The sequence below is a fragment of the Micromonospora endolithica genome, from assembly GCF_003626595.1.
GTDB lineage: Bacteria > Actinomycetota > Actinomycetes > Mycobacteriales > Micromonosporaceae > Micromonospora > Micromonospora endolithica.
The window spans coordinates 170959-191549 of sequence record NZ_RBAK01000002.1 but is presented as its reverse complement, the minus strand read 5'-3'; the positions used below and the strand labels follow the sequence as shown (position 1 = coordinate 191549).

The window sequence follows — 20591 nt, the reverse complement described above, 5'->3', positions numbered from 1 at the left end:
GGCGCGGCGGTCGCGTGTTGGCCCGGCGCGGCGCGGCGCGGGGGCGCGGGTGGATGGGGTCAGACGCTGGCGGTGGCCAGTTTGACGCTGAAGCCGAGGAACAGGGCGGCGACCCCGGTGGTGGCACCGGCGGCGAGGCGGCGGCGCTGGCGGAACTGGGCCGCCAGGAACGTGCCCGCGAAGATCAACACGGTCAGGTAGAGCGCGCTGGTGACCTGCGCGATCAGCCCGAGTAGCAGGAACGACAGCGCCGGCCAGGCGTAACCCGGGTCGACGAACTGGATGAAGAACGAGATGAAGAACAGGATCGCCTTCGGGTTGAGCAGGCTGATCACCAGGGCCTTGCGGAACGGGCTGCGCATCGCCGCCGGCTCGGCGGCGTCGATGAGCCGCGGGGTGTTCGGGTCGTGTCGGGTCCGCCAGCGCCGCCAGGCCCCGCGGAGCATGGTCAGCCCGACCCAGCCCAGGTACGCGGCGCCCGCGTACTTGATCACCAGGAAGAGCGGCGGGTACGCCTGGAGCAACGACGCCACCCCGGCGGCGGACAGGATCATCAGCACCCAGTCACCGACGAAGACGCCGGCCGCGGCCCGGTAGCCGGTCGCCACGCCCCGCCGTGCGGCGGTGGAGAGCACGAAGAGCGAGTTGGGCCCGGGCAACAGGATGATCGCCACGGTGCCCAGCACATAGGTCCAGATGTCGGTGATGCCCAGCACGCCGGTCATCATGACGCCACGGGGGCCGCGGAGCGAAGCCTTTCCCGCAGCCTGGCCTGTGCGTTCGGCCACTCGTCGACGGTCATCGCGTACTGCACGGTGTCCCGCCAGGAGCCGTCCGCCCGCTGCCGGTGCATCCGCAGCACCCCCTCCCGGGTGGCCCCCAGGCGTGCGATGGCCCGCTGCGAGCGCTCGTTGCGGATGTCGGTGTGCCAGACCACGCGGACCGCACCCAGCTCGTCGAAGGCCCGGGTGAGCAGCAGCAGCTTCGCCTCGGTGTTGATGCCGGTGCGCCACCAGGGCCGGCCCAGCCAGGTGTAGCCGATGGCGACCGAGCGCCGCTCGGGATCGACCTCGTAGAAGGACGTGCTGCCGACCACCGCGCCGGTCACCGCGCAGCGCTGCACCCAGGGCACCCGCTCGCCGGAGCGCGCGGCGGCGAGCGAGGCCGCCACCGCCTCCCTCATCTCGGCGGCGTCTACCGGCTGCGGCCCGCCGAGGTGACGCCAGACCTCCGGATCGTCGGTGGCGGTGTGGAGTTCCTCGGCGTGGGCGAGGTCCAGCGGCTCCAGCAGCACGTGCTCGCCGTGCCGGACAGCCGGTTCCAGCCAGGGCGAACGGGCCGGTCGCAGATAACCCGGAACCGGGGTGGCCACTCCGGCGTCCGGCTCGGGCAGGCCGGCGGTGAGGCGCAGGGGCACCACGCCGGCCCAGTGCGGCAGGTCGAGGTCGGTCGGCTCGTCGCGTACGCCGCCGGTGCGGGACCGGACCGAGACCTCGCGCAGGGGCAGCGCCAGCACGGCGGTCTCGGCCAGCTCGCGCCGGCTCGGCGGGCGGCTCTCCGCGCTGCGGCCGGCGCCGGTCTTCTCCACCAGCGCGGTCAGCACGGCCGTCTTCTCCCGGTCGTCGGTGACCAGGTGTGCGGTGCCGTGCGCGACCACCGACCGGTAGTTGGCGCTGTGGTGGAACTGCGAGCGGCCGTAGACGAGGCCGTCGAGCAGGGTGACCGCCACGCAGACCGGCAGGCCGGTGCCCCGGGCGGCCAGCAGCGGCCGGCTGCCGGTGGAACCGTGCACGTAGAGCGTGTCGCCGACGCGGACGTGCAGGGTGGGCAGCGCCCGCGGCTCGCCGTCGACGGTGAAGGCGAGCACGCAGTGGTAGGCCTCGTCGAGGACGGCGTGGGCCGCCGCCGCGTCGTAGCTCATCCGGTCGCGGGAGCGGGTGGCGGTGGTCCGGGGGGTCGGAGGGTACATGCGACATCCCGTCTTTGTTCTAGTACAATACTGAAACTGTGGCAGCACATTATCAGATCACCGGAGCGACGTCGGCCGCGATTTCGGCCAGCGTCGAATCGGGCATCCGCACCGGAGCCCTTGCCGCCGGAGCCGCCCTGCCGGCGGTCCGGGTCCTCGCCGCCGACCTCGCCGTCAGCCCGGCCACCGTCGCCCGCGCCTACCAGGAGCTGCGCCAACGCGGCCTGGTCGTCACCGCCGGCCGGCACGGCACCCGGGTCCGGCCGCGTCCGCCGGTGGCGGCCCGCCGGTCGGCACTGTTGCCGCCGTCCGCGCCGGGCGTCCGGGACCTGTCCCTCGGCCAGCCCGACCCCCGGCTGCTGCCACCGCTGGGTCCGCACCTGGCCGCGCTGGCCGCGCGGATCGGTCCCCCGAGGGGATACGCCGACAGCACCCTCCTGCCCGCCCTCGCCGAGACCGCCCGGGCACGGCTGTCCGCCGACGGTGTGCCGGCCGACGAGCTGACCGTCACCGGCGGGGCGCTGGACGGCATCGAGCGGTTGCTCGCCGCGCACCTGCGGCCCGGTGACGCGGTCGCCGTGGAGGATCCGGGCTGGGCCAACCTGCTCGACCTGGTCGCCGCGCTCGGGCTGCGACCGATCGGCGTGCCGGTGGACGACGACGGTCCCACCGTGGCCGGGGTCGAGGCGGCGCTCGCTCTCGGGGCGCGGGCGCTGGTGGTCACCAGCCGGGCGCAGAACCCGACCGGTGCGGCGGTGTCCGCCGAACGGGCCGATCGGCTGCGGGGACTGCTCGCCGGGCGGAAGGACCTGCTGGTCATTGAGGACGACCACGCCGCCGAGCTGGCCCGCGTACGGTTGCGTCCGCTCGCCGGGGTGACCCCGGCGTGGGCCTTCGTGCGGTCGGTGAGCAAGCCGTTCGGGCCCGATCTGCGGCTCGCGGTGCTGGCCGGCGACGAGGCGACGGTGGCCCGGGTGGCCGGCCGGCTGCGGGTCGGCGCGGGCTGGGTGTCGACGGTGTTGCAGCGGCTGGTCCTGGCCCTCTGGTCGGATCCCGGGGTGACCGACCTGGTGGGCCGCGCGGGGGGGAGCTATGAGCGGCGACGCGCCGGCCTGCTCGCCGAGCTGGCCGCTCGGGGCGTGCCGGCACGCGGTCGCAGCGGCATCAACGTCTGGCTGCCGGTGCCCGACGAGACCCGTGTGGTCACCGCGTTGCGTGACGTCGGGTGGGCGGTGGCACCGGGTGCGCTCTACCGGATCGGGGCGGAGCCGGCGGTCCGGCTCACCGTCAGCACGCTCGACGACGCCGACCTGGCGCCGCTGGCCGACGCGGTCGCCCGTGCCGTACGCCCGGGAGCCGCCACCGGCTTCTCGGCCTGACCCCGACCGGGTCTGACGGCCCCCGGTTTGGCCTGTCGGGGCCGGCGTGCGCGGCCCCGGTCGGGCCCGGCGGTTCTGGCGGGTCCGTGCGGCCCCGGTCGGGCCGGGCGGGTCGACGGGCGTGGCGGGTCGACGGGCGTGGCGGGTCGGTGAGCCTGGCGGGTCGACGGGCCTGGCGGGTCGACGGGCGTGGCGGGTCGGCGTGAGCGCGGGCGGACGGGGTAGAACGGTCGTCATGGCCGAAACCGACACCGCCCCCGGTGCCCAGGAGTTCATCCCGCCCCAGGCTGACACCACCGCCGAGTTGCGCGAGGCGGCGGCCGGCTGCCGGGGCTGCGAGCTGTACCGGGACGCCTCGCAGACCGTCTTCGGCCGGGGCGACGAGAGCGCCCGGGTGGTGTTCGTGGGGGAGCAGCCCGGTGACATGGAGGACCAGAAGGGGCTGCCCTTCGTCGGTCCGGCGGGTCGGCTGCTGCGCAAGGCGGTCGACGACGCCGGCCTGGACCCCGGACAGATCTACCTGACCAACGCCGTCAAGCACTTCCGCTTCGAGCTGCGCGGCAAGCGGCGGATCCACCAGACGCCGGACCGGGTGCACATCGTCGCCTGCCGCCCGTGGCTGGTCGCCGAGTTCGCCCGGCTCCGCCCGGAGATCGTGGTGGTGCTCGGGGCGACCGCGGCGAAGGCGCTGCTCGGCCCGACCTTCCGGGTCACCCGGCAGCGCGGCGAGCTGCTGCCCTGGCCGGCGTCCGCCCAGCACCCCGAGGACTTCCGGGAGGTGCCGGTGGACAGCGCCGGCCGGGCCGCCGACGCACCGCCGGCCCGCCTGCTGGCCACCATCCACCCGTCCGCGGTGCTGCGCGCCGACGACCAGGACACGGCGTACGACGGGCTGGTCGCCGACCTGACGCTGGCCGCCCGCGCTCTCGCCTGACCGTTCCCGCGGGACCCCGGACCGGGGCAGCGACCCGACGCCATCCCCAACGGGCGACCGGCGCCCGTCACGACCCGGGGCCCGCTCGGCGACGGGTGGCAGTTTCGGGGAAGTTGCTGCCTTCGGCGTGAACGAGGGGACATCTTCCCCGAAGTTGCGCGGATCTTCGGCCTGCATCCACAACCCGTGGACCGGGATCTCGGGACGGTCCGAACAGGAGTGGGCGGAGAGCGGGGCGGGTAACGCGGGCGCATGGCACGGTCCCTGCGTGATCTCTTCCCGATCCGGCTCGGCCCGCCCGGGGTCTACGTGGCCTGCGCGTTGCTGGCCACCCTGCTCTGGTTCCCGGTCAAGCTGTACGAACGATCGGACGAGCCGCTGAGCCTGGTCGTCGTCCGGGCCGGCACGTGGGGCGCGGTGTGGGGGCTGTTCGCGCCACTGACGCACCTGATGGAGCGGCGGCGGGCGGCCCGGAGCAGGGGAGCGGCGGGGTCGGGAGAGGCCGGGCACGCCGGGCGGGGCGCGGAGTCGGCCGACCTGGCCGAGCAGGTGCGGACCGCGCGGCGGGGCGCCTGGACCGGCATCGTGATCGGGGTCCCGCTCTTCGGCGGCCTGGCGGTGCTCGCCTCCGGCATCGACTGGTTCGCCACCGCCGTCGGGTTCGGCGTCGTGCTGGCCGTGGTGCTGGCGGTCGCCGGCCGGTCGCTGGCCCGCGCCCGCCGGGCCGACCGTCGCCCGGGCCAGGAGACCGCCGTGTCGCCGAGCGGTGACGCCGTCGCATCGCCAGGCCGGGACGCCACCGCATCGCGAGAGCCCGAGGAAGCGGCGGCGACCGGTGACGCCACGTCGACCGGTGCGACGTTCGAGACGAAGGCCGAGGTGGGCGGCGATGGCCGGTGAACGGACCGGGCCCGCGAGCCGGCGGTACGACGACGAGCGCGCGCTGCGTACCCGGTGGCGCTGTCGCCGGCCGGATGGTGCGCGGTGACCCTGGCCCGGATCGACCGGCTCGGGCACCGGACGGTGGCCCTGGGCAGGGGGCGTGAGCGGTGCCACACTTGCCGGCATGGAGCAGCATCTCTACGAGCGTGACCACGCCGAGTTCCGGGACCTGTGCCGCGAGTTCCTGGCCCGGGAGGCGGTGCCGCACCACGAGCGCTGGGAGGCCGACGGGATCGTCGACCGGGAGGTGTGGCGCAAGGCCGGCCGGGCCGGGCTGCTCGGCATGGACGTGGACCCGGAGTACGGCGGCGGCGGCCAGCGGGACTTCCGTTTCAACGCGGTGCTGGTCGAGGAGATCGTCGCCGCCGGCTGCTCCGGTCTCGGGTTCGGGCTGCACAACGACGTGGTGGCCCCGTACCTCACCGAGCTGACCACCGACGACCAGCGCAAGCGGTGGCTGCCCGGCTTCTGCTCCGGCGACCTGGTCACCGCGATCGCGATGAGCGAGCCCGGTGCCGGCTCCGACCTGGCCGGGGTCCGGACCACCGCGGTACGCGACGGCGACACCCTGGTCCTCAACGGGCAGAAGACCTTCATCACCAACGGTGAGATGGCCGATCTGGTGCTGGTGGTGGCCCGCACCTCCGACCAGGGCGCGCACGGGGTGAGCCTGGTCGCGGTGGAGACCGGCACCCCCGGCTTCGGTCGGGGCCGGCGGTTGGCCAAGGTGGGCCTGAAGGCCAACGACACCGCCGAGCTGTTCTTCGACGACTGCCGGGTGCCGGCGGAGAACCTGATCGGCACCGAGAACCACGGCTTCTACCACCTGATGGGCAACCTGCCCCGGGAGCGGCTGAGCATCGCGATCGCGGCGGTGGCGGCGGCGGAGAAGCTGCTCGCGGTGACCCTCGACTACGCCCGCTCCCGGGAGGCGTTCGGCCGGCCGATCGGGAAGTTCCAGCACAACCGGTTCCTGCTGGCCGAGCTGGACACCGAGGTCACCATCGCGCGGACCTTCGTCAACCACTGCGTCGCCGAGTTCAACGCCGGCCGGTTGTCGGTGACCGACGCGGCGAAGGCGAAGTGGTGGACCACCGAGTTGCAGAACCGGGTCGCCGACCGCTGCGTGCAGCTGCACGGCGGTTACGGCTTCATGCTGGAGTACCCGGTGGCGAAGGCGTGGCTGGACGGCCGGGTGCAGACGATCTACGGCGGCACCACCGAGATCATGAAGGAGATCATCGGCCGGGGCCTGGGCCTGTAGCCGAAAACCGGGTCCCACCGGGCGGGTCCGGTGCGGGAGGATGGTGACCCCTTACCGATCCGGGAGTCGCCGATGGCCACCGACCTGACCGCGCCGGTCCGTACCGTCCCCGACGTCGGGCCGATCCAGCGCCGGACGCTGCGGCTGCTGTTCGCCACCCAGATCATCGGCGGCATCGGGGTGACCATCGGCATCTCGGTGGGCGCGTTGCTCGCCGCCCGGGTCGCCGGCACCGCGGTCGCCGGCCTGGCGCAGAGCGCCGCCGTGGTCGGTGGGGCGCTGCTCGCCGTACCGGTCACCCGGATCATCAACGGGCACGGCCGCCGGCCGGGACTGGCCGTGGCGTACCTCGCCGGGACCGTCGGCGCGGTGCTGGTGGTGGTCGCCACGGTGACTCGCCTGGTGCCGCTGCTCTTCCTGGGCATGTTCTTCTTCGGCGGCGGGACGGCGGCCGGCCTCCAGGCCCGCTACGCGGCGGTCGACCTCGCCGAGCCGGCCCGCCGGGGCCGGCAACTGTCGGTGATCGTGTGGGCCACCACCATCGGGGCGGTGGCCGCGCCGAACTTCGCCGCGCTCGCCGACCGCACCACCTCCGGCTGGGGCCTGCCGCCGCTGGCCGGTCCGTTCGCCTTCAGCGCCGCCGCGTTCGTGCTCGCCGCCGGCGTACTCCTGCTGCTGCTGCGGCCCGACCCGCTGCTCACCGCGCGCCGGCTGGCGGCGGCCGAGGCACCGGTCGTCGCCGCGACCCCGCCGGATGTCACCCCGCCGGCGGACGCCGTCGTCCCGCCGGCACCGACCGCCCGGCGCGGCGCCGGGATGCGCGCGGCCTGGCAGGTGGTACGCGGCCTGCCGGCCGCCCGCCTCGGCATCGCCGCGGTCGCCGTGGGGCACGTGGTGATGGTGGCGGTCATGTCGATGACCCCGGTACGCCTGGGCGAGTCGCACGGCGACGCGGACGTGCTGCGGGTGGTCGGGATCGTGTTGAGCCTGCACATCGCCGGCATGTACGCGCTCTCCCCGGTGGTGGGGTGGCTCACCGACCGGCTCGGCCGCCGGCCGGTGATCCTCGGCGGCGTCGCGCTGCTGCTCGCCGCGTGCGCGGTCGCCGGCACCGCCGGGCACGACACGCCCCTGCTCTCGCTCGGGCTGGTCCTGCTCGGGCTGGGCTGGTCCGGCACCATGGTGGCCGGCTCGACACTGCTGTCCGAGGCGGTCCCGGCGGCGGTCCGCCCGAGCGTGCAGGGGCTGTCCGACCTCACCATGGGGCTGGCCGGCGCGGGTGCCGCCGCGGCCAGCGGGTTTGTGATGCGGGCTGCCGGATATCCGGTGCTCACCCTGCTGGCGGCGATCGCGGTCGTCCCGCTGGTGGCGCTAGCGTTGCGGTCGGTGCCGGTGGGGGCACCGGACGAGGAGGACTGATCACGTGCGGCTGACCGACTTCTGGGCGCGGCTGGAGGAGGCGTTCGGCCCCGGCTACGCGGGCAGCATCGCCCGCGACCAGGTGCTGTCCCAGCTCGGTGGGCGGACCATCGAGCAGGCGCTCGCCTCGGGTGAGCAGACGCACGTGGTGTGGCGTGCCGTCGTCGCCGCCTATCCCGACCGGGTGCCCGCGCGACTACGCTGAGCAGCCGTTTCGCGGCTTCCGCGTGTCGCTTGCCGACTCGTACACCTGTTCGGCTATTGTCCACAGCGGGGTGCTTGTCCACAGCTCGCGGCATGGCCGCTGGTGTTCTGTCGGACCCAGCGCCTAGCGTGTCCGCGTGACGCGAAGCTCAGGAAAGACGCCGGCGAAGGCAGGGGTGGCAAACATGGCCGCAGGGCCCGACCGGGAGAAGGCACTCGACCTTGCTCTCGCTCAAATCGACAAGCAGTTCGGCAAGGGTTCGGTGATGCGGCTGGGCGAGCGGCCGGTCGTCCAGACCTCGGTGATCACCACCGGTTCCATCGCGCTCGACGTGGCGCTCGGTGTGGGCGGTCTGCCCCGGGGCCGGGTCGTCGAGATCTACGGTCCGGAGTCCAGCGGTAAGACGACGGTCGCGCTGCACGCGGTGGCCAACGCCCAGCGGGCCGGTGGCATCGCCGCGTTCGTCGACGCCGAGCACGCGCTCGACCCGGAATACGCGAAGGCCCTCGGCGTCGACACCGACGCCCTGCTGGTCTCCCAGCCGGACACCGGCGAGCAGGCGCTGGAGATCGTCGACATGCTGGTCCGCTCCGGGGCCATCGACATCATCGTGATCGACTCGGTGGCCGCCCTGGTGCCGCGCGCCGAGATCGAGGGCGAGATGGGCGACAGCCACGTGGGTCTCCAGGCCCGGCTGATGAGCCAGGCGCTGCGGAAGATCACCGGCGTGCTCAACAACACCGGCACCACGGCGATCTTCATCAACCAGCTCCGCGAGAAGATCGGCGTGATGTTCGGCAGCCCGGAGACCACGACCGGTGGTCGGGCGCTGAAGTTCTACGCCTCGGTCCGGCTCGACGTGCGCCGCATCGAGAGTCTCAAGGACGGCACCGACGTGGTCGGCAACCGCACCCGGGTCAAGGTCGTGAAGAACAAGGTCGCCGCGCCGTTCAAGCAGGCCGAGTTCGACATCATGTACGGCAAGGGCATCTCCCGTGAGGGCTCGCTGATCGACGTCGGCGTGGAGCAGGCGATCATCCGCAAGTCCGGCGCGTGGTACACCTACGACGGCGACCAGCTCGGCCAGGGCAAGGAGAAGGCCCGGGAGTTCCTCAAGGAGAACCCGGACGTGGCCGCCGAGATCGAGAAGAAGATCCTGGAGAAGCTCGGCGTCGGGGTCGGCGCGGGCGACGCCGCCGGTGGCCCGGAGCTGCCGCCGGTCGACTTCTGACCGGTCGCTGACCGGTGGCCGGACGACGTGCCCGCACGGGGCGCGGCTGGGATGCCAGCCCGCCCCGGCCGGGTGACGGCGACACCGCGCGCCGACCCCGTCGGGGTCGGCGCGGTCGGGGCGAGGACTCCGAGGCGGAGACGACCCCGTCCCCGCCCCGGAACGAGGCCGAGGTGGCCCGGGAGATCTGCCTGCGACAGCTGGCGGTGCGTCCGCGCACCCGGGCCGAGCTGGCCGGGGCGCTCGCCAAGCGGGGCATCTCCGACGAGGTGTCGGCCGAGGTGCTCGACCGTTACGACGAGGTCGGCATCATCGACGACGCGGCCTTCGCGCGGGCCTGGGTGTCCAGCCGGCACGCCGGGCGTGGTCTGTCCCGCCGGGCGCTGGCCAACGAGCTGCGCCAGCGCGGGGTGGACGGCGAGGTGGCCGGTGAGGCGCTCGGCGAGCTGGACGAGGAGACCGAGGCCGCGACGGCCCGCACGCTGGTCGAGCGGAAGCTGCGCTCGGCCCGGGGCGAGCCGGACGCGGTGTTCCGCCGGTTGGTCGGCATGCTCGCCCGCAAGGGCTATCCGCCGGGGGTGGCCATCCGGGCGGTGAAGGACGCGCTGGCCGCGCAGAGCGCGGAGGCCGCCGAGTTCGCCGACCGGATCGACGCCGACGCCCTGGCCGACGCGGAGGGCGACCTGGAGCGGGACGGCCGCGCCGTCGACTGAGCGCGTCGGCGGCCGGGCCGGCCGCGCGTCGTGCCGGTGCGGCGTTGCGTGCCGCCGCGGTGCGGCGTGGCGCGTCGCCGTGCAGCGGCACCATTCGCGACGCGCCGCCGTGGAGCGGCACCACCAGTGGCACATCGCGGTGCGGCACCATGAGCGGCGTCGCCGCCGGGCGGCAGCACGGGCGGCGTCGCCGCCGGAAGGGAAACGAATGCTGAAGGCCTGCCTCAACGGTGGCCGGGGGCGGGACGCGCATCCCGCCGTTCCGGTCACGCCCGCCGAGCTGGCCGCCGACGCGGCCCGGTGCGCCGCGCTCGGCGTCGGCGCGGTGCACGTCCACCCGCGTGACCACGACGGCGCCGAGTCGCTGCGCCCGACCGTGATCGCCGAGGCGGTCGCCGCGATCCGGGCCGCCCGGCCGGGGCTCCGGATCGGGGTGAGCACCGGCGAGTGGATCGAGCCCGACCCGGCGGCGCGGGTGGCCGCCGTCCGGTCCTGGACCGTCCTGCCGGACTTCGCCTCGGTCAACGCCCACGAGCCGGGTGCGGAGGCGGTGGCGGTGGCACTGCGTGACCGGGGGGTGGCGGTGGAGGTCGGGCTGTGGACGCCGGACGCCGTCGGGGCGTACCGGGACTGGCGGGTGCCGGTCGAGCGGATTCTCGTCGAGTGCATGGCGGAGAAGCCGGCGGAGGCGTTGACCGACGCGGACGCGATCCTGGACGCGCTCGACCCGGACGGCCCGCCGCGCCTGCTGCACGCCGAGGGCGGTGCGGTGTGGCCGGTGCTCGTCGAGGCCGTCCGGCGGGGGCTGGACACCCGAATCGGTTTCGAGGACACCGTGCACCTGCCCGACGGTTCACCGGCGGCCGACAACGCCGCCCTGGTGGCCGCCGCGACGGCGCTCGGGGCGGGCTGACCGCGCAGCTCGGGGGTCCGGGGGCTCCACTCACGAGCCCCGACCGTGGCGATCGGGTCCGACTTTGTCCGCCCGTGTCCGGTACCCGATCAGCGCTGAGTAATACTTCGGATTCTCTCCGTTCGGGGGGTTTGATCATCAGTTCTTGACCGGAGCGCCCCCGGAGACCTAGCCTCGCCATACAGGCTCACATTGCCCGACCAGCGCAGGCTAAGCGCACAACATAGAACGCGTAACGGAACAGCATCACTTTGGCCGGCTCCTCGGCCTTCGGTGTCGACCCCGGACTGGCCGGTCCGGGGTCGGGGCGACAACTGCACCCGGCCGCCGACGATGCCCGAGGGCACCGCCGGCGGGGAAAGCTACCCACGGCCAGCCGCTCCGGTCGGGCGTCCAGAGCCGCAGGAGTGTGCCCACCGGCACCTCCTGCGGCGTGACGTTTCAGGGGAGGCACGCCATGGCGAGGCGGCACAGGTCCACCGGGGGACCGGCATGAGCGGGCGGGCCGGCGCGCCCGGTGTCCCACCGTCTCGGGCGTACGGCACGGGTCGACCGGCGGCGGACCGCACGGGCCGGGGCTGCGCTCCGGTGCCCGACGCGCCCGGCGGAGCCGGGGCATGAGCGCCTTCGACGTGGTCCTCCTCGCCGTCGTGCTGGTGCTGGTCGTGGTCGTGCTCGGCGCGGTCCTGGTCGGGGCGCGGATGGTCCGTCGCCTGACCAGCGCCCCGATGCCCGAGGACCCGGCCTTCATCGCCGAGAAGGACCGCCAGGAGCAGTCGCTGGCCGCCCTGCGAACCGCCGCCGACGAGGTCAACAGCACCATCGACGTGGCGAAGTCCGCCGCCGCCGCGGCCCGCACCGAGGCCGCCGCCGCCAAGGCGGAGGCGAAGTCCGCCCGGGCCGAGGCGCGGCGGGTGCTCGACGACGCCCGGGTCGAGGCCGACACGATCCTGGAGCGGGCGCACAAGCAGGCCGAGGCGGACGCCGAGCAGTTGCGCGCCACCGCCCGGCGCAGCGGAGAGCGGGAGGTGGCGGTGCTCGCCGCCACGACCCGCGAGCAGGCCGCCGAGGTGGAGCGGCGGGCGGCCCGGATGGACGAGCGGGAACGCATGCACACCGAGGAGGTGGAGCGGCTCGCCGAGCGGGAACGCCAGCTCACCGCCGCCAGCGCCGCGCTGTCCGCCCGGGAGTCGGCGCTCGCCCAGCGGGAGGCCGACCTGGCCGAGGCCGAGGAGCGTCGCCGCCGGGAGCTGGAGCGGGTCGCCGGCCTCACCGCCGAGGCGGCCCGCGCCGAGCTGATCGAGGTGATCGAGACGCAGGCCAAGCGGGAGGCCGCGCTGCTGGTGCGGGACATCGAGGCCGACGCGCGCCAGACCGCCGACCAGCGGGCCCGGCACATCGTGGTCGACGCTATCCAACGGGTGGCCAGCGAGCAGACCGCGGAGAGCGTGGTCAGCGTCCTGCACCTGCCCGGTGACGAGATGAAGGGACGGATCATCGGCCGGGAGGGCCGCAACATCCGCGCCTTCGAATCGGTCACCGGCGTCAACCTGATCATCGACGACACGCCCGAGGCGGTCCTGCTCTCCTGCTTCGACCCGGTTCGCCGGGAGGTCGGCCGGCTGACCCTGGAGAAGCTGGTGCTCGACGGGCGGATCCACCCGCACCGGATCGAGGAGGTCTACGACCTGGCCCGGCACGAGGTGGAGCAGCTGTGCCAGCGGGCCGCCGAGGACGCCCTGGTCGAGGTGGGCATCACCGAGATCCACCCGGAGCTGGTCACCTACCTGGGTCGGCTGCGCTACCGGACGTCGTACGGGCAGAACGTGCTCAAGCACCTGGTGGAGACCGCGCACATCGCCGGCATCATGGCCGCCGAGCTGCGCCTGGACGTGCCGACGATCAAGCGGTCGGCGTTCCTGCACGACATCGGCAAGGCGCTCACCCACGAGGTGGAGGGCAGCCACGCGATCATCGGCGCGGACCTCGCCCGCAAGTACGGCGAGAGCGAGGACGTCGTGCACGCCATCGAGGCGCACCACAACGAGGTGCCGCCGCAGACCATCGAGGCCGTCCTCACCCAGGCCTCCGACGCCTGTTCCGGCGGTCGGCCGGGCGCGCGCCGGGAGAGCCTGGAGGCGTACGTCAAGCGGCTGGAGCGGATCGAGGAGATCGCCGCCGGCAAGCTCGGCGTGGAGAAGGTCTTCGCCATGCAGGCCGGCCGGGAGATCCGGGTGATGGTGAAGCCGGACGACGTCGACGACATCGGCGCCGCCGTGCTGGCCCGGGACGTGGCCAAGCAGATCGAGGAGGAGCTGACCTACCCGGGTCAGATCCGGGTCACCGTGGTCCGCGAGTCCCGGGTCACCGAGATCGCCCGCTGAACTGACACGCGAACAGGGCCGGCCCGCACGGGCCGGCCCTGTTTCGCGTACGTCGGGGGCCGGGGTCAGCCCTGCGGCTCGACGATGGTGGAGTCGGCCGCGACGGGCCGCTTCTGCCGCGGTACCCGGACCCGGCGGGTGCCCGTCCGCCGTTCCAGCCAGCCGGCCAGGGCGGTGAGCAGCGAGTTGATGATGATGTAGATGACGGCGACCACCATCGCGGCGGCGATGATGTTGCCGTAGTTGGCGCTGAGGTCGTTGATGCCGCGCTGCATCAGCTCCGGGTAGGCCACGATGTAGCCGAGCGCGGTGTCCTTGAGCAGTACGACGAGCTGGCTGACGATGATCGGGAGCATGGCGCGGGCGGCCTGCGGGATCAGGATGAGCCGCATGACCTGGCTCTTGCGCATGCCGACGGCGTACGCCGCCTCGGACTGGCCGCCGGGCACCGAGCGGATGCCGGCGCGGAAGGCCTCGGCGAGCACCGAGCCGTTGTACAGGGTCAGACCGATGACCACCGCCCAGAACGCGCTCACCGGACCCTTGATCAGGAACGGCACGCCGTAGAAGACGAAGAAGATCATCAGCAGCAGTGGCACGGCGCGGAAGAACTCCACCACGGCGCCCGCGGGGACGCTGATCCACCACCGTTCGGAGAGCCGTCCGACGGCGAAGATCAGGCCGAAGGCGAGCGAGAGCACCATCCCGACCGCCGCCGCCTTCAGCGTGGCCCACAGGCCGGGCAGGATGAACTGGGTCCAGGTGGTCGACTCGGTGAACGGCTCCCAGAGCCGTGCCTCCCACTGGCCGGCCTGGTCGAACTTGGTGTAGATCCACCACAGCAGCGCGATCAGGCCGACGCCGAAGACGACGCTCAGCACCGCGTTGCGGATCTTGGCGCGGGGACCCGGGTGGTCGTAGAGGACGGAGCTGGAGCTCATCAGCGCTTCACCGCCAGACGGTTGGCCAGCCAGCCGAAGAAGTAGCCGGTGGGGATGAGGAACGCGGCGAAGGTGCCGGCGAAGACCAGGAAGATGAGGATGACCGCGTTGCCGTAGCTGTTGATCAGGTCCTTCATCACGGTGGACGCCTCGACCAGGCCGATGGTGCCGACGATGGTGGCGTTCTTGCACAGCGCGATGAGGACGCTGCCGAACGGCGCGACCACCGAACGGGCCGCCTGCGGCAGCACCACGATCCGCAGCGTCTGGGCGAAGCTCAGCCCGATCGCCCGGGCCGCCTCGGCCTGGCCGGTGGGCACGGTGTTGATGCCGGAGCGGATGGCCTCACAGACGAACGCGGCGGTGTAGACGGAGAGTCCGACCACGCCGAGCCAGAAGTTGTTCAGGTTCAGGTCGTCGGCGAGGCTCAGGCCCAGCGTGGAGTAGAGCCCGAAGTAGCAGAAGAAGATGACCAGCGTGAGCGGGGTGTTACGGAAGATGTTGACCCAGGCCGTCCCGAAACCGCGCAGGACCGGCACCGGGGAGACGCGCATCGCGGCCAGCAGCACGCCGAGCACCAGCGCGCAGACCGCCGACGCGCCGGTCAGCTTGAGGATCCAGAGGAATCCCGACACGTACGCGTCGATGTTGGTGGGATCGGTGAAGATGTCCATGCGTCGGCTCCCGGGACAGGGCGAGGCGGTCGGTGACAGGCCGGGGCCGGCATCCCCGCAGGAATGCCGGCCCCGGTGACGGTCAGACGCTGCCGCAGTTGGTCAGCTTGGAGGTGTCCAGCTCGGGCGCGGCCTTGCCGCTCGAACCCAGGGTCTTGTCCCACGCGGCCTTGTAGCTGCCGTCGGACGCGGCGGCCCTGAGGATCTCGTTGACCTTCTCGCAGCCGGCCTTGTCGTCCTTCTTCAGGCCGATGCCGTACGGCTCCTCGGAGAAGGTCTTGCCGACGACCTTGAACTTGCCGGCGTACTGCGACTGGGCGGCGTAGCCGGCGAGGATGATGTCGTCGGTGGTCACCGCGTCGACCTGGCCGTTCTCCAGCAGCGGCAGGCACTTGGAGTACGAGTCGAACTGCTGGAGCTTGGCCTTCGGGTACTCGGACTGGATCCGCTTGGCCGGGGTGGACGCGGACACCGAGCAGACCGTCTTGCCCTCGAGCTGCTCCGGGCCGGTGATCGGGGAGTCCGCCTTGACCAGCAGGTCCTGGCCGGCGATGAAGTACGGGCCAGCGAAGTTGATCTTCTGCTTGCGCTCGTCGTTGATGGTGTAGGTCGCCACCACCAGGTCGACGGTGCCCTGCTGGATGAACGGCTCACGGTTGGGAGTGGTGGTGGTCTTCCACTCGATGCCGCTCTCCTCGACGCCCAGGCCCTTCGCGATGATCTTGGCGATCTCCACGTCGAAGCCCTCGTACTGGCTGCCGGTCTGCAGACCCAGGCCCGGCTGGTCGGCCTTGACGCCGACGACCAGCTTCTTCTGGCTCTCCGCCTTACCCACGATGCCGGTGGCGCCCGAACCGCTGGAACCGGTCTCGCTGTCGCCACCGCAGGCGGTCATCGCGAACGAGAGGGCACCGACCGCGGCGATCGCCGCCGCGCGCTTGATACGCATTCTGTTCTCCTTCTTCGACGGAACCCGCCGGACAACGGCGCGCTCCACTACCGGACGCCTAGTGCGTGAGGATCTTGGAGAGGAAGTCCTTCGCCCGCTCACTGCGGGGGTTGGCGAAGAACTCCGTGGGGGCCGCGTCCTCCACCAGCTTGCCGTCGGCCATGAAGATGACCCGGTTGGCCGCGTGACGCGCGAAGCCCATCTCGTGGGTGACCACGACCATCGTCATGCCCTCGCGGGCCAGCGACGTCATGACCTCCAGCACCTCGCCGACCATCTCCGGGTCGAGTGCGCTGGTGGGCTCGTCGAACAGCATCGCCTTGGGCTGCATCGCCAGGGCGCGGGCGATCGCGGCGCGCTGCTGCTGGCCGCCGGAGAGCATGGCCGGGAACTTGTCGGCCTGGTTGGCGATGCCGACCCGGTCGAGCAGCGCGAGACCGCGCTCCCGGGCCGCCGCCGGCTTCTCCCCACGGACCTCGATCGGCCCGAGGGTGACGTTCTCCAGGATGGTCTTGTGCGCGAAGAGGTTGAACGACTGGAACACCATGCCGACCTCGCTGCGCAGCTTCGCGAGGGCCTTGCCCTCGGCCGGCAGCTCCCGGCCGTCGAAGGTGATGGTGCCGGAGTTGATCGGCTCAAGCCGGTTGATGGCGCGGCACAGCGTGGACTTGCCGGAGCCGGACGGCCCGATCACCACGACGACCTCGCCGCGCCCGACCGACAGTGAGACGTCGTCCAGCACGTGCAGCGGCCCGAACCACTTGTTGACCGAATCCAGCACGATGAGCGGTTCGCCCGTCGTCACGTCGTCCACCGTCCCTGTCGTCGCGGCAGCGGGGTCGGTTGAGCCCCGGTCCGGCCACTGTAGGCGGGGTGATGTGGCAGAACGCAACTCAGTTGGTCACGGAGCGGTAACACCGGTCACGATCAGGGTCCGGAGTCCGAATCTGACCCCACAACGGTCGCTTCGGGTGGCGACCCGCCGGCGCCGCGGGGATCATGGCGGGGTGACGGAACCGGTGCGGCTGACGGCGTACGCGCGGGGTGGCGGTTGTGCCTGCAAGATCCCGCCGGGCGACCTGGAAGCGATGGTCGCCGGCCTCGGTCCGGCCACCGGCACCGCCGAGCTGCTGGTCGGCCTGGACCACGGCGACGACGCCGCGGTGGTCCGGCTGGACGCGCGGACCGGCCTGGTCGCCACCGCCGACTTCTTCACCCCGGTCGTCGACGACGCGTACGACTGGGGCCGCATCGCCGCGACCAACGCCCTCTCCGACGTGTACGCGATGGGCGGCACCCCGCTGGTCGCGCTCAACCTGCTCTGCTGGCCGCGCGACGTGCTGCCGCTGGAGCTGGCCCGGGAGGTGCTGCGCGGCGGGCAGGACGTGGCCCGGGCGGCCGGCTGCCACCTGGCCGGCGGGCACAGCGTCGACGACGAGGGCCCGAAGTACGGGCTCGCGGTCACCGGCGTGGTCCGGCCCGAGGAGCTGATCACCCTGGACGCCGGGCGGCCCGGCCTGCCGCTCTCGCTGACCAAGCCGCTGGGCGTGGGGGTGCTGAACACCCGGCACAAGGCGACCGGTGAGCGGTTCGACGAGGCGGTGGCCGCGATGACCACGCTGAACCGGGACGCGGCCCGGGCGGCGGTGGCCGCCGGGATCCGCTGCGGCACCGACGTGACCGGCTTCGGCCTGCTCGGACACGCGTCCAAGCTGGCCCGGGCGAGCGGTCTGACGGTGGCGCTGGACACCGCCCGGGTGCCCTACCTGGCGGGTGCCCGGGAGGCGGTACGCGACGGGTACGTCAGCGGCGGCAGCCGCCGCAACCTGGACTGGGTCGGCCCGTGGACGGACTTCGGCCGGGCCGGCGAGGAGGAGCGCCTGCTGCTCGCCGACGCGCAGACCTCCGGCGGGCTGCTGGTCGCCGGTGAGATACCCGGTGCCCCGGTGGTCGGCGAACTCCGCCCCGCCGGCGAGCACCGGATCGTGCTGCGCTGACCCGGGTGTCGGCGCGCCCGGCGCGGCACGATACCCGATAAACTGTCATCTTCCCGCTACTCGGGGCAACGGTGCCCGAGGAAATTTTGCCCGGAATGGTCACAGACCGGTAACTTGCCCCCGGCTGCGGTCAAATGCCCCCCACCATCGTGAGTAAGGCCCGATCCGGAGGCCGGTGGGACGAGCACAGCGAGGAGGCGGCATGACCGAGCTGTGGAACTGGAGAATCGACCGGGCGCGGCCGGTGGAGGTCTACCCGGCACTGGCCGAGGCGCTCGGCCGGGTGGTGATGCCCCTGGCGGTGGCCGACCCGGCGCGGCTGCCGACGTACGCGGTCATCTGCGACGTCTGGCAGGCGCCCGGGGAGTTCGCCACGATCGTGGACTGCTACGGGGTGCCTGAGTCGCTGCCCGAGCACGCCAGCGTCGCGGCGCTGGCCCGACTGCTGGACCGCAACTGCCTGCTGCGCGACGACACCCTCGACGCGACCCGGCACCTGTTGGTCGCGCCGGACGGCACGATCCGGCCGGTGCACTTCGACGTCCGGGAGACCGACGACGGCGAGGTGCTGGGCAACCAGCGGCTCTGCACCGACGCCGACCCGCGCTGCCGGGGCTGGTCGCAGTGCCACCGCTCCCGCTGGGCGCCCGACTCGATCCTCCCCGCCCTCGCCGCCGCGTGAGGTGTAAGGAAGGGCCCCTTCTTAACGCCTGGTGCATAGCAGGGGCCCCCTCTTAACAACGGGTCGCTCCGCGGCGCCGGCAAGGGCGGCGGCAGGTGCGCGGCGCAGCCTCGGCGAGAGCGCGGTGCATCCCCCGACCAGGAGGTGTTAAGAAGGGTCCCCTGCTCTACCTGAGGCGTTAACAGGGGGCCCTTCCTTACCCCCGGGCGCGGCCGCCGCGTACCTCCAGCTGGGCCAGCAGCGTCGCGGTGGCCTCCGCCACCGCGGCCACCGCGGCGTCGAACGCCGCGGCGTTGTGCGCCGCAGGCGCGCGGAACCCGGAGATCTTCCGGACGTACTGCAACGCCGCGGCCTGGACGTCCGCGTCGGTCACCTCCGGGGTGTACGGCTCACGCAGGGTCTTGATGCTCCGGCACACGGCTCCTCCTCGGTTCGGGCCCATCCGGTCGGCCCGGATACGCTGTGCGTGTCATGACTACCGCAGCGGCGAGCAGTCCGCGCACCTACCAGGTGCGCACCTACGGCTGCCAGATGAACGTGCACGACTCCGAGCGCATTTCCGGCCTGCTGGAGCAGGCGGGGTACGTGCGCGCCCCCGACGCCGGCGACCCCGACGTGGTGGTCTTCAACACCTGTGCGGTCCGGGAGAACGCGGACAACCGGCTCTACGGCAACCTCGGTCATCTGCGCCCCGTCAAGGCCAAGCACCCCGGCATGCAGATCGCCGTGGGTGGCTGCCTGGCCCAGAAGGACCGGGGCGAGATCGTCCGGAAGGCGCCCTGGGTCGACGTCGTCTTCGGCACGCACAACATCGGGTCGCTGCCGGTGCTGCTGGAGCGGGCCCGACACAACGCCGCCGCCGAGGTGGAGATCCTCGAAGCCCTCGACGTGTTCCCGTCGACGCTGCCGACCCGCCGCGAGTCGACGTACGCCGGCTGGGTGTCGATCTCCGTCGGCTGCAACAACACCTGCACGTTCTGCATCGTGCCCTCCCTGCGCGGCAAGGAGAAGGACCGCCGCCCCGGCGACATCCTCGCCGAGGTGCGCGCTCTGGTCGACGAGGGTGTGCTGGAGGTGACCCTGCTCGGGCAGAACGTCAACTCCTACGGCGTCGAGTTCGGCGACCGGTACGCCTTCGGCAAGCTGCTGCGTGCCTGCGGGGACATCGACGGGCTGGAACGGGTGCGGTTCACCAGTCCGCACCCGAAGGACTTCACCGACGACGTGATCGCCGCGATGGCGGAGACGCCGAACGTGTGCCACTCGCTGCACATGCCGTTGCAGTCCGGCTCGGACGACGTGCTGCGGGCGATGCGCCGGTCGTACCGGTCGGAGAAGTACCTGGGGATCATCGAGAAGGTCCGGGCGGCGATGCCGGACGCGGCGCTCACCACCGACATCATCGTCGGCTTCCCCGGCGAGACAGAGGCGGACTTCCAGCGCACCCTCGACGTGGTGCGGGAGGCCCGGTTCTCGTCGGCGTTCACCTTCCAGTACTCGAAGCGCCCCGGCACCCCGGCCGCCACCATGGACGGCCAGTTGCCCAAGCAGGTGGTGCAGGAACGCTACGAGCGGTTGGTCGCCTGCGTCGAGGAGATCACCTGGGCGGAGAACAAGCGGCTGGTGGGGGAGACCGTCGAGGTGCTGGTCGCCGTCGGCGAGGGCCGCAAGGACGAGCGCACCGGCCGGCTGTCCGGCCGGGCCCGCGACGGTCGGCTGGTGCACTTCGACGCCGGGGCGTACGCCGGGGCGATCCGGCCCGGTGACGTGGTGCACACCACCGTCACGTACGCGGCCCCGCACCACCTGAACGCCGACGGTGAGCCGCTGTCGCACCGGCGGACCCGGGCCGGTGACGCGGCCGAGGCGGGACGCTCCCCGCGTACCCCCGGGGTGTTGCTCGGGCTGCCGACGGTCGGCGCGCCGGCCGTGGTGGCCGCGCCCACGACGGGCGGCTGCGCCGCTCACTGACGCGAGGCGAACGAAGGGCCCCTC

General features: G+C 72.9%; 20 protein-coding genes. 13 read left to right on the top strand and 7 right to left on the bottom strand.

All coding sequences use genetic code 11. From position 1 onward, the window contains the following. Window positions 1-59: 59 nt before the first annotated feature. Window positions 60-728, bottom strand: coding sequence for a leucine efflux protein LeuE (gene leuE / locus D7223_RS06795; protein WP_120726169.1), 669 nt, complete (start codon window positions 726-728; stop codon window positions 60-62). Beyond that, window positions 725-1969 (bottom strand): bifunctional pyridoxamine 5'-phosphate oxidase family protein/GNAT family N-acetyltransferase, encoded by a 1245-nt coding sequence (locus D7223_RS06790; RefSeq protein ID WP_120726167.1) that lies wholly within the window; start codon window positions 1967-1969, stop codon window positions 725-727. Before D7223_RS06790 ends, leuE begins: the two co-directional genes overlap by 4 nt. Before the next feature lie 38 nt (window positions 1970-2007). On the opposite strand from D7223_RS06790, the gene D7223_RS06785 reads away from it, so the two are divergent. From D7223_RS06785 to rny, 10 genes are all read left to right on the top strand, one after another. Further along, the gene (locus D7223_RS06785) at window positions 2008-3348 is read left to right on the top strand and encodes an aminotransferase class I/II-fold pyridoxal phosphate-dependent enzyme (RefSeq protein WP_120726165.1); all 1341 of its coding nucleotides are present in this window, start codon (window positions 2008-2010) and stop codon (window positions 3346-3348) included. Window positions 3349-3583: 235 nt separating this feature from the next. Further along, entirely contained in the window at window positions 3584-4282 is a 699-nt protein-coding gene (locus D7223_RS06780; RefSeq protein ID WP_120726163.1) for a UdgX family uracil-DNA binding protein, read from the top strand. Between the two features lie 252 nt (window positions 4283-4534). Then, window positions 4535-5182, top strand: coding sequence for a hypothetical protein (locus D7223_RS06775; RefSeq protein ID WP_120726161.1), 648 nt, complete (start codon window positions 4535-4537; stop codon window positions 5180-5182). Window positions 5183-5348: 166 nt separating this feature from the next. After that, on the top strand, window positions 5349-6488 hold the full coding sequence (locus D7223_RS06770) for an acyl-CoA dehydrogenase family protein (RefSeq protein WP_120726159.1): 1140 nt from the start codon (window positions 5349-5351) through the stop codon (window positions 6486-6488). Between the two features lie 72 nt (window positions 6489-6560). After that, window positions 6561-7907 (top strand): MFS transporter, encoded by a 1347-nt coding sequence (locus D7223_RS06765; protein ID WP_120726157.1) that lies wholly within the window; start codon window positions 6561-6563, stop codon window positions 7905-7907. A gap of 4 nt (window positions 7908-7911) precedes the next feature. Next, a complete protein-coding gene (locus D7223_RS06760; RefSeq protein WP_120726155.1) occupies window positions 7912-8112 on the top strand; it encodes a DUF3046 domain-containing protein in 201 nt (66 codons plus the stop codon). Between the two features lie 184 nt (window positions 8113-8296). After that, window positions 8297-9343, top strand: coding sequence for a recombinase RecA (gene recA / locus D7223_RS06755; protein ID WP_120726153.1), 1047 nt, complete (start codon window positions 8297-8299; stop codon window positions 9341-9343). Window positions 9344-9357: 14 nt separating this feature from the next. Further along, window positions 9358-10056: a regulatory protein RecX gene (locus D7223_RS06750; RefSeq protein ID WP_120726151.1), complete on the top strand. Its 699-nt coding sequence runs from the start codon at window positions 9358-9360 to the stop codon at window positions 10054-10056. 208 nt (window positions 10057-10264) lie between these two features. Continuing rightward, complete coding sequence (locus D7223_RS06745; protein ID WP_120726149.1) at window positions 10265-10969, top strand: 3-keto-5-aminohexanoate cleavage protein; 705 nt, start codon at window positions 10265-10267, stop codon at window positions 10967-10969. A 617-nt stretch (window positions 10970-11586) separates the two neighbouring features. Continuing rightward, window positions 11587-13353, top strand: coding sequence for a ribonuclease Y (gene rny, locus D7223_RS06740; RefSeq protein WP_120726147.1), 1767 nt, complete (start codon window positions 11587-11589; stop codon window positions 13351-13353). Between the two features lie 65 nt (window positions 13354-13418). Here rny and D7223_RS06735 read toward each other — a convergent pair whose 3' ends face one another. The 4 genes from D7223_RS06735 to D7223_RS06720 form a co-directional block, all read right to left on the bottom strand. After that, window positions 13419-14294, bottom strand: a complete 876-nt coding sequence (locus D7223_RS06735; protein WP_120726145.1) for an amino acid ABC transporter permease — start codon at window positions 14292-14294, stop codon at window positions 13419-13421. Then, window positions 14294-14968 (bottom strand): amino acid ABC transporter permease, encoded by a 675-nt coding sequence (locus D7223_RS06730; RefSeq protein ID WP_120726143.1) that lies wholly within the window; start codon window positions 14966-14968, stop codon window positions 14294-14296. Before D7223_RS06730 ends, D7223_RS06735 begins: the two co-directional genes overlap by 1 nt. 82 nt (window positions 14969-15050) lie before the next feature. Next, the gene (locus tag D7223_RS06725) at window positions 15051-15917 is read right to left on the bottom strand and encodes a glutamate ABC transporter substrate-binding protein (RefSeq protein ID WP_120726140.1); all 867 of its coding nucleotides are present in this window, start codon (window positions 15915-15917) and stop codon (window positions 15051-15053) included. Window positions 15918-15975: 58 nt separating this feature from the next. Continuing rightward, window positions 15976-16731 (bottom strand): amino acid ABC transporter ATP-binding protein, encoded by a 756-nt coding sequence (locus tag D7223_RS06720; RefSeq protein WP_120726138.1) that lies wholly within the window; start codon window positions 16729-16731, stop codon window positions 15976-15978. Window positions 16732-16924: 193 nt separating this feature from the next. Between D7223_RS06720 and selD the strand changes: the two genes are divergently transcribed. Both selD and D7223_RS06710 read left to right on the top strand, forming a co-directional pair. Beyond that, window positions 16925-17914, top strand: a complete 990-nt coding sequence (gene selD, locus D7223_RS06715; RefSeq protein WP_120726136.1) for a selenide, water dikinase SelD — start codon at window positions 16925-16927, stop codon at window positions 17912-17914. Between the two features lie 202 nt (window positions 17915-18116). After that, window positions 18117-18596, top strand: coding sequence for a hypothetical protein (locus tag D7223_RS06710; protein WP_120726134.1), 480 nt, complete (start codon window positions 18117-18119; stop codon window positions 18594-18596). 196 nt (window positions 18597-18792) lie between these two features. Here D7223_RS06710 and D7223_RS06705 read toward each other — a convergent pair whose 3' ends face one another. Further along, entirely contained in the window at window positions 18793-19014 is a 222-nt protein-coding gene (locus D7223_RS06705; protein WP_120726132.1) for a DUF2277 family protein, read from the bottom strand. 53 nt (window positions 19015-19067) lie between these two features. Here D7223_RS06705 and miaB point away from each other — a divergent pair, with 53 nt between their 5' ends. Next, the gene (gene miaB, locus D7223_RS06700; RefSeq protein WP_120726129.1) at window positions 19068-20567 is read left to right on the top strand and encodes a tRNA (N6-isopentenyl adenosine(37)-C2)-methylthiotransferase MiaB; all 1500 of its coding nucleotides are present in this window, start codon (window positions 19068-19070) and stop codon (window positions 20565-20567) included. The last annotated feature ends 24 nt before the right edge of the window (window positions 20568-20591 follow it).

What these genes read in the sequence shown, in the direction of transcription:
- leuE (WP_120726169.1), bottom strand. Translation starts at nt 728, where the DNA reads ATGATGACCGGCGTGCTGGGCATCACCGACATCTGGACCTATGTGCTG.
- D7223_RS06790 (WP_120726167.1), bottom strand. Translation starts at nt 1,969, where the DNA reads ATGTACCCTCCGACCCCCCGGACCACCGCCACCCGCTCCCGCGACCGG.
- D7223_RS06780 (WP_120726163.1), top strand. Translation starts at nt 3,584, where the DNA reads ATGGCCGAAACCGACACCGCCCCCGGTGCCCAGGAGTTCATCCCGCCC.
- D7223_RS06775 (WP_120726161.1), top strand. Translation starts at nt 4,535, where the DNA reads ATGGCACGGTCCCTGCGTGATCTCTTCCCGATCCGGCTCGGCCCGCCC.
- D7223_RS06770 (WP_120726159.1), top strand. Translation starts at nt 5,349, where the DNA reads ATGGAGCAGCATCTCTACGAGCGTGACCACGCCGAGTTCCGGGACCTG.
- D7223_RS06765 (WP_120726157.1), top strand. Translation starts at nt 6,561, where the DNA reads ATGGCCACCGACCTGACCGCGCCGGTCCGTACCGTCCCCGACGTCGGG.
- recA (WP_120726153.1), top strand. Translation starts at nt 8,297, where the DNA reads ATGGCCGCAGGGCCCGACCGGGAGAAGGCACTCGACCTTGCTCTCGCT.
- D7223_RS06745 (WP_120726149.1), top strand. Translation starts at nt 10,265, where the DNA reads ATGCTGAAGGCCTGCCTCAACGGTGGCCGGGGGCGGGACGCGCATCCC.
- rny (WP_120726147.1), top strand. Translation starts at nt 11,587, where the DNA reads ATGAGCGCCTTCGACGTGGTCCTCCTCGCCGTCGTGCTGGTGCTGGTC.
- D7223_RS06735 (WP_120726145.1), bottom strand. Translation starts at nt 14,294, where the DNA reads ATGAGCTCCAGCTCCGTCCTCTACGACCACCCGGGTCCCCGCGCCAAG.
- D7223_RS06730 (WP_120726143.1), bottom strand. Translation starts at nt 14,968, where the DNA reads ATGGACATCTTCACCGATCCCACCAACATCGACGCGTACGTGTCGGGA.
- D7223_RS06725 (WP_120726140.1), bottom strand. Translation starts at nt 15,917, where the DNA reads ATGCGTATCAAGCGCGCGGCGGCGATCGCCGCGGTCGGTGCCCTCTCG.
- D7223_RS06710 (WP_120726134.1), top strand. Translation starts at nt 18,117, where the DNA reads ATGACCGAGCTGTGGAACTGGAGAATCGACCGGGCGCGGCCGGTGGAG.
- miaB (WP_120726129.1), top strand. Translation starts at nt 19,068, where the DNA reads ATGACTACCGCAGCGGCGAGCAGTCCGCGCACCTACCAGGTGCGCACC.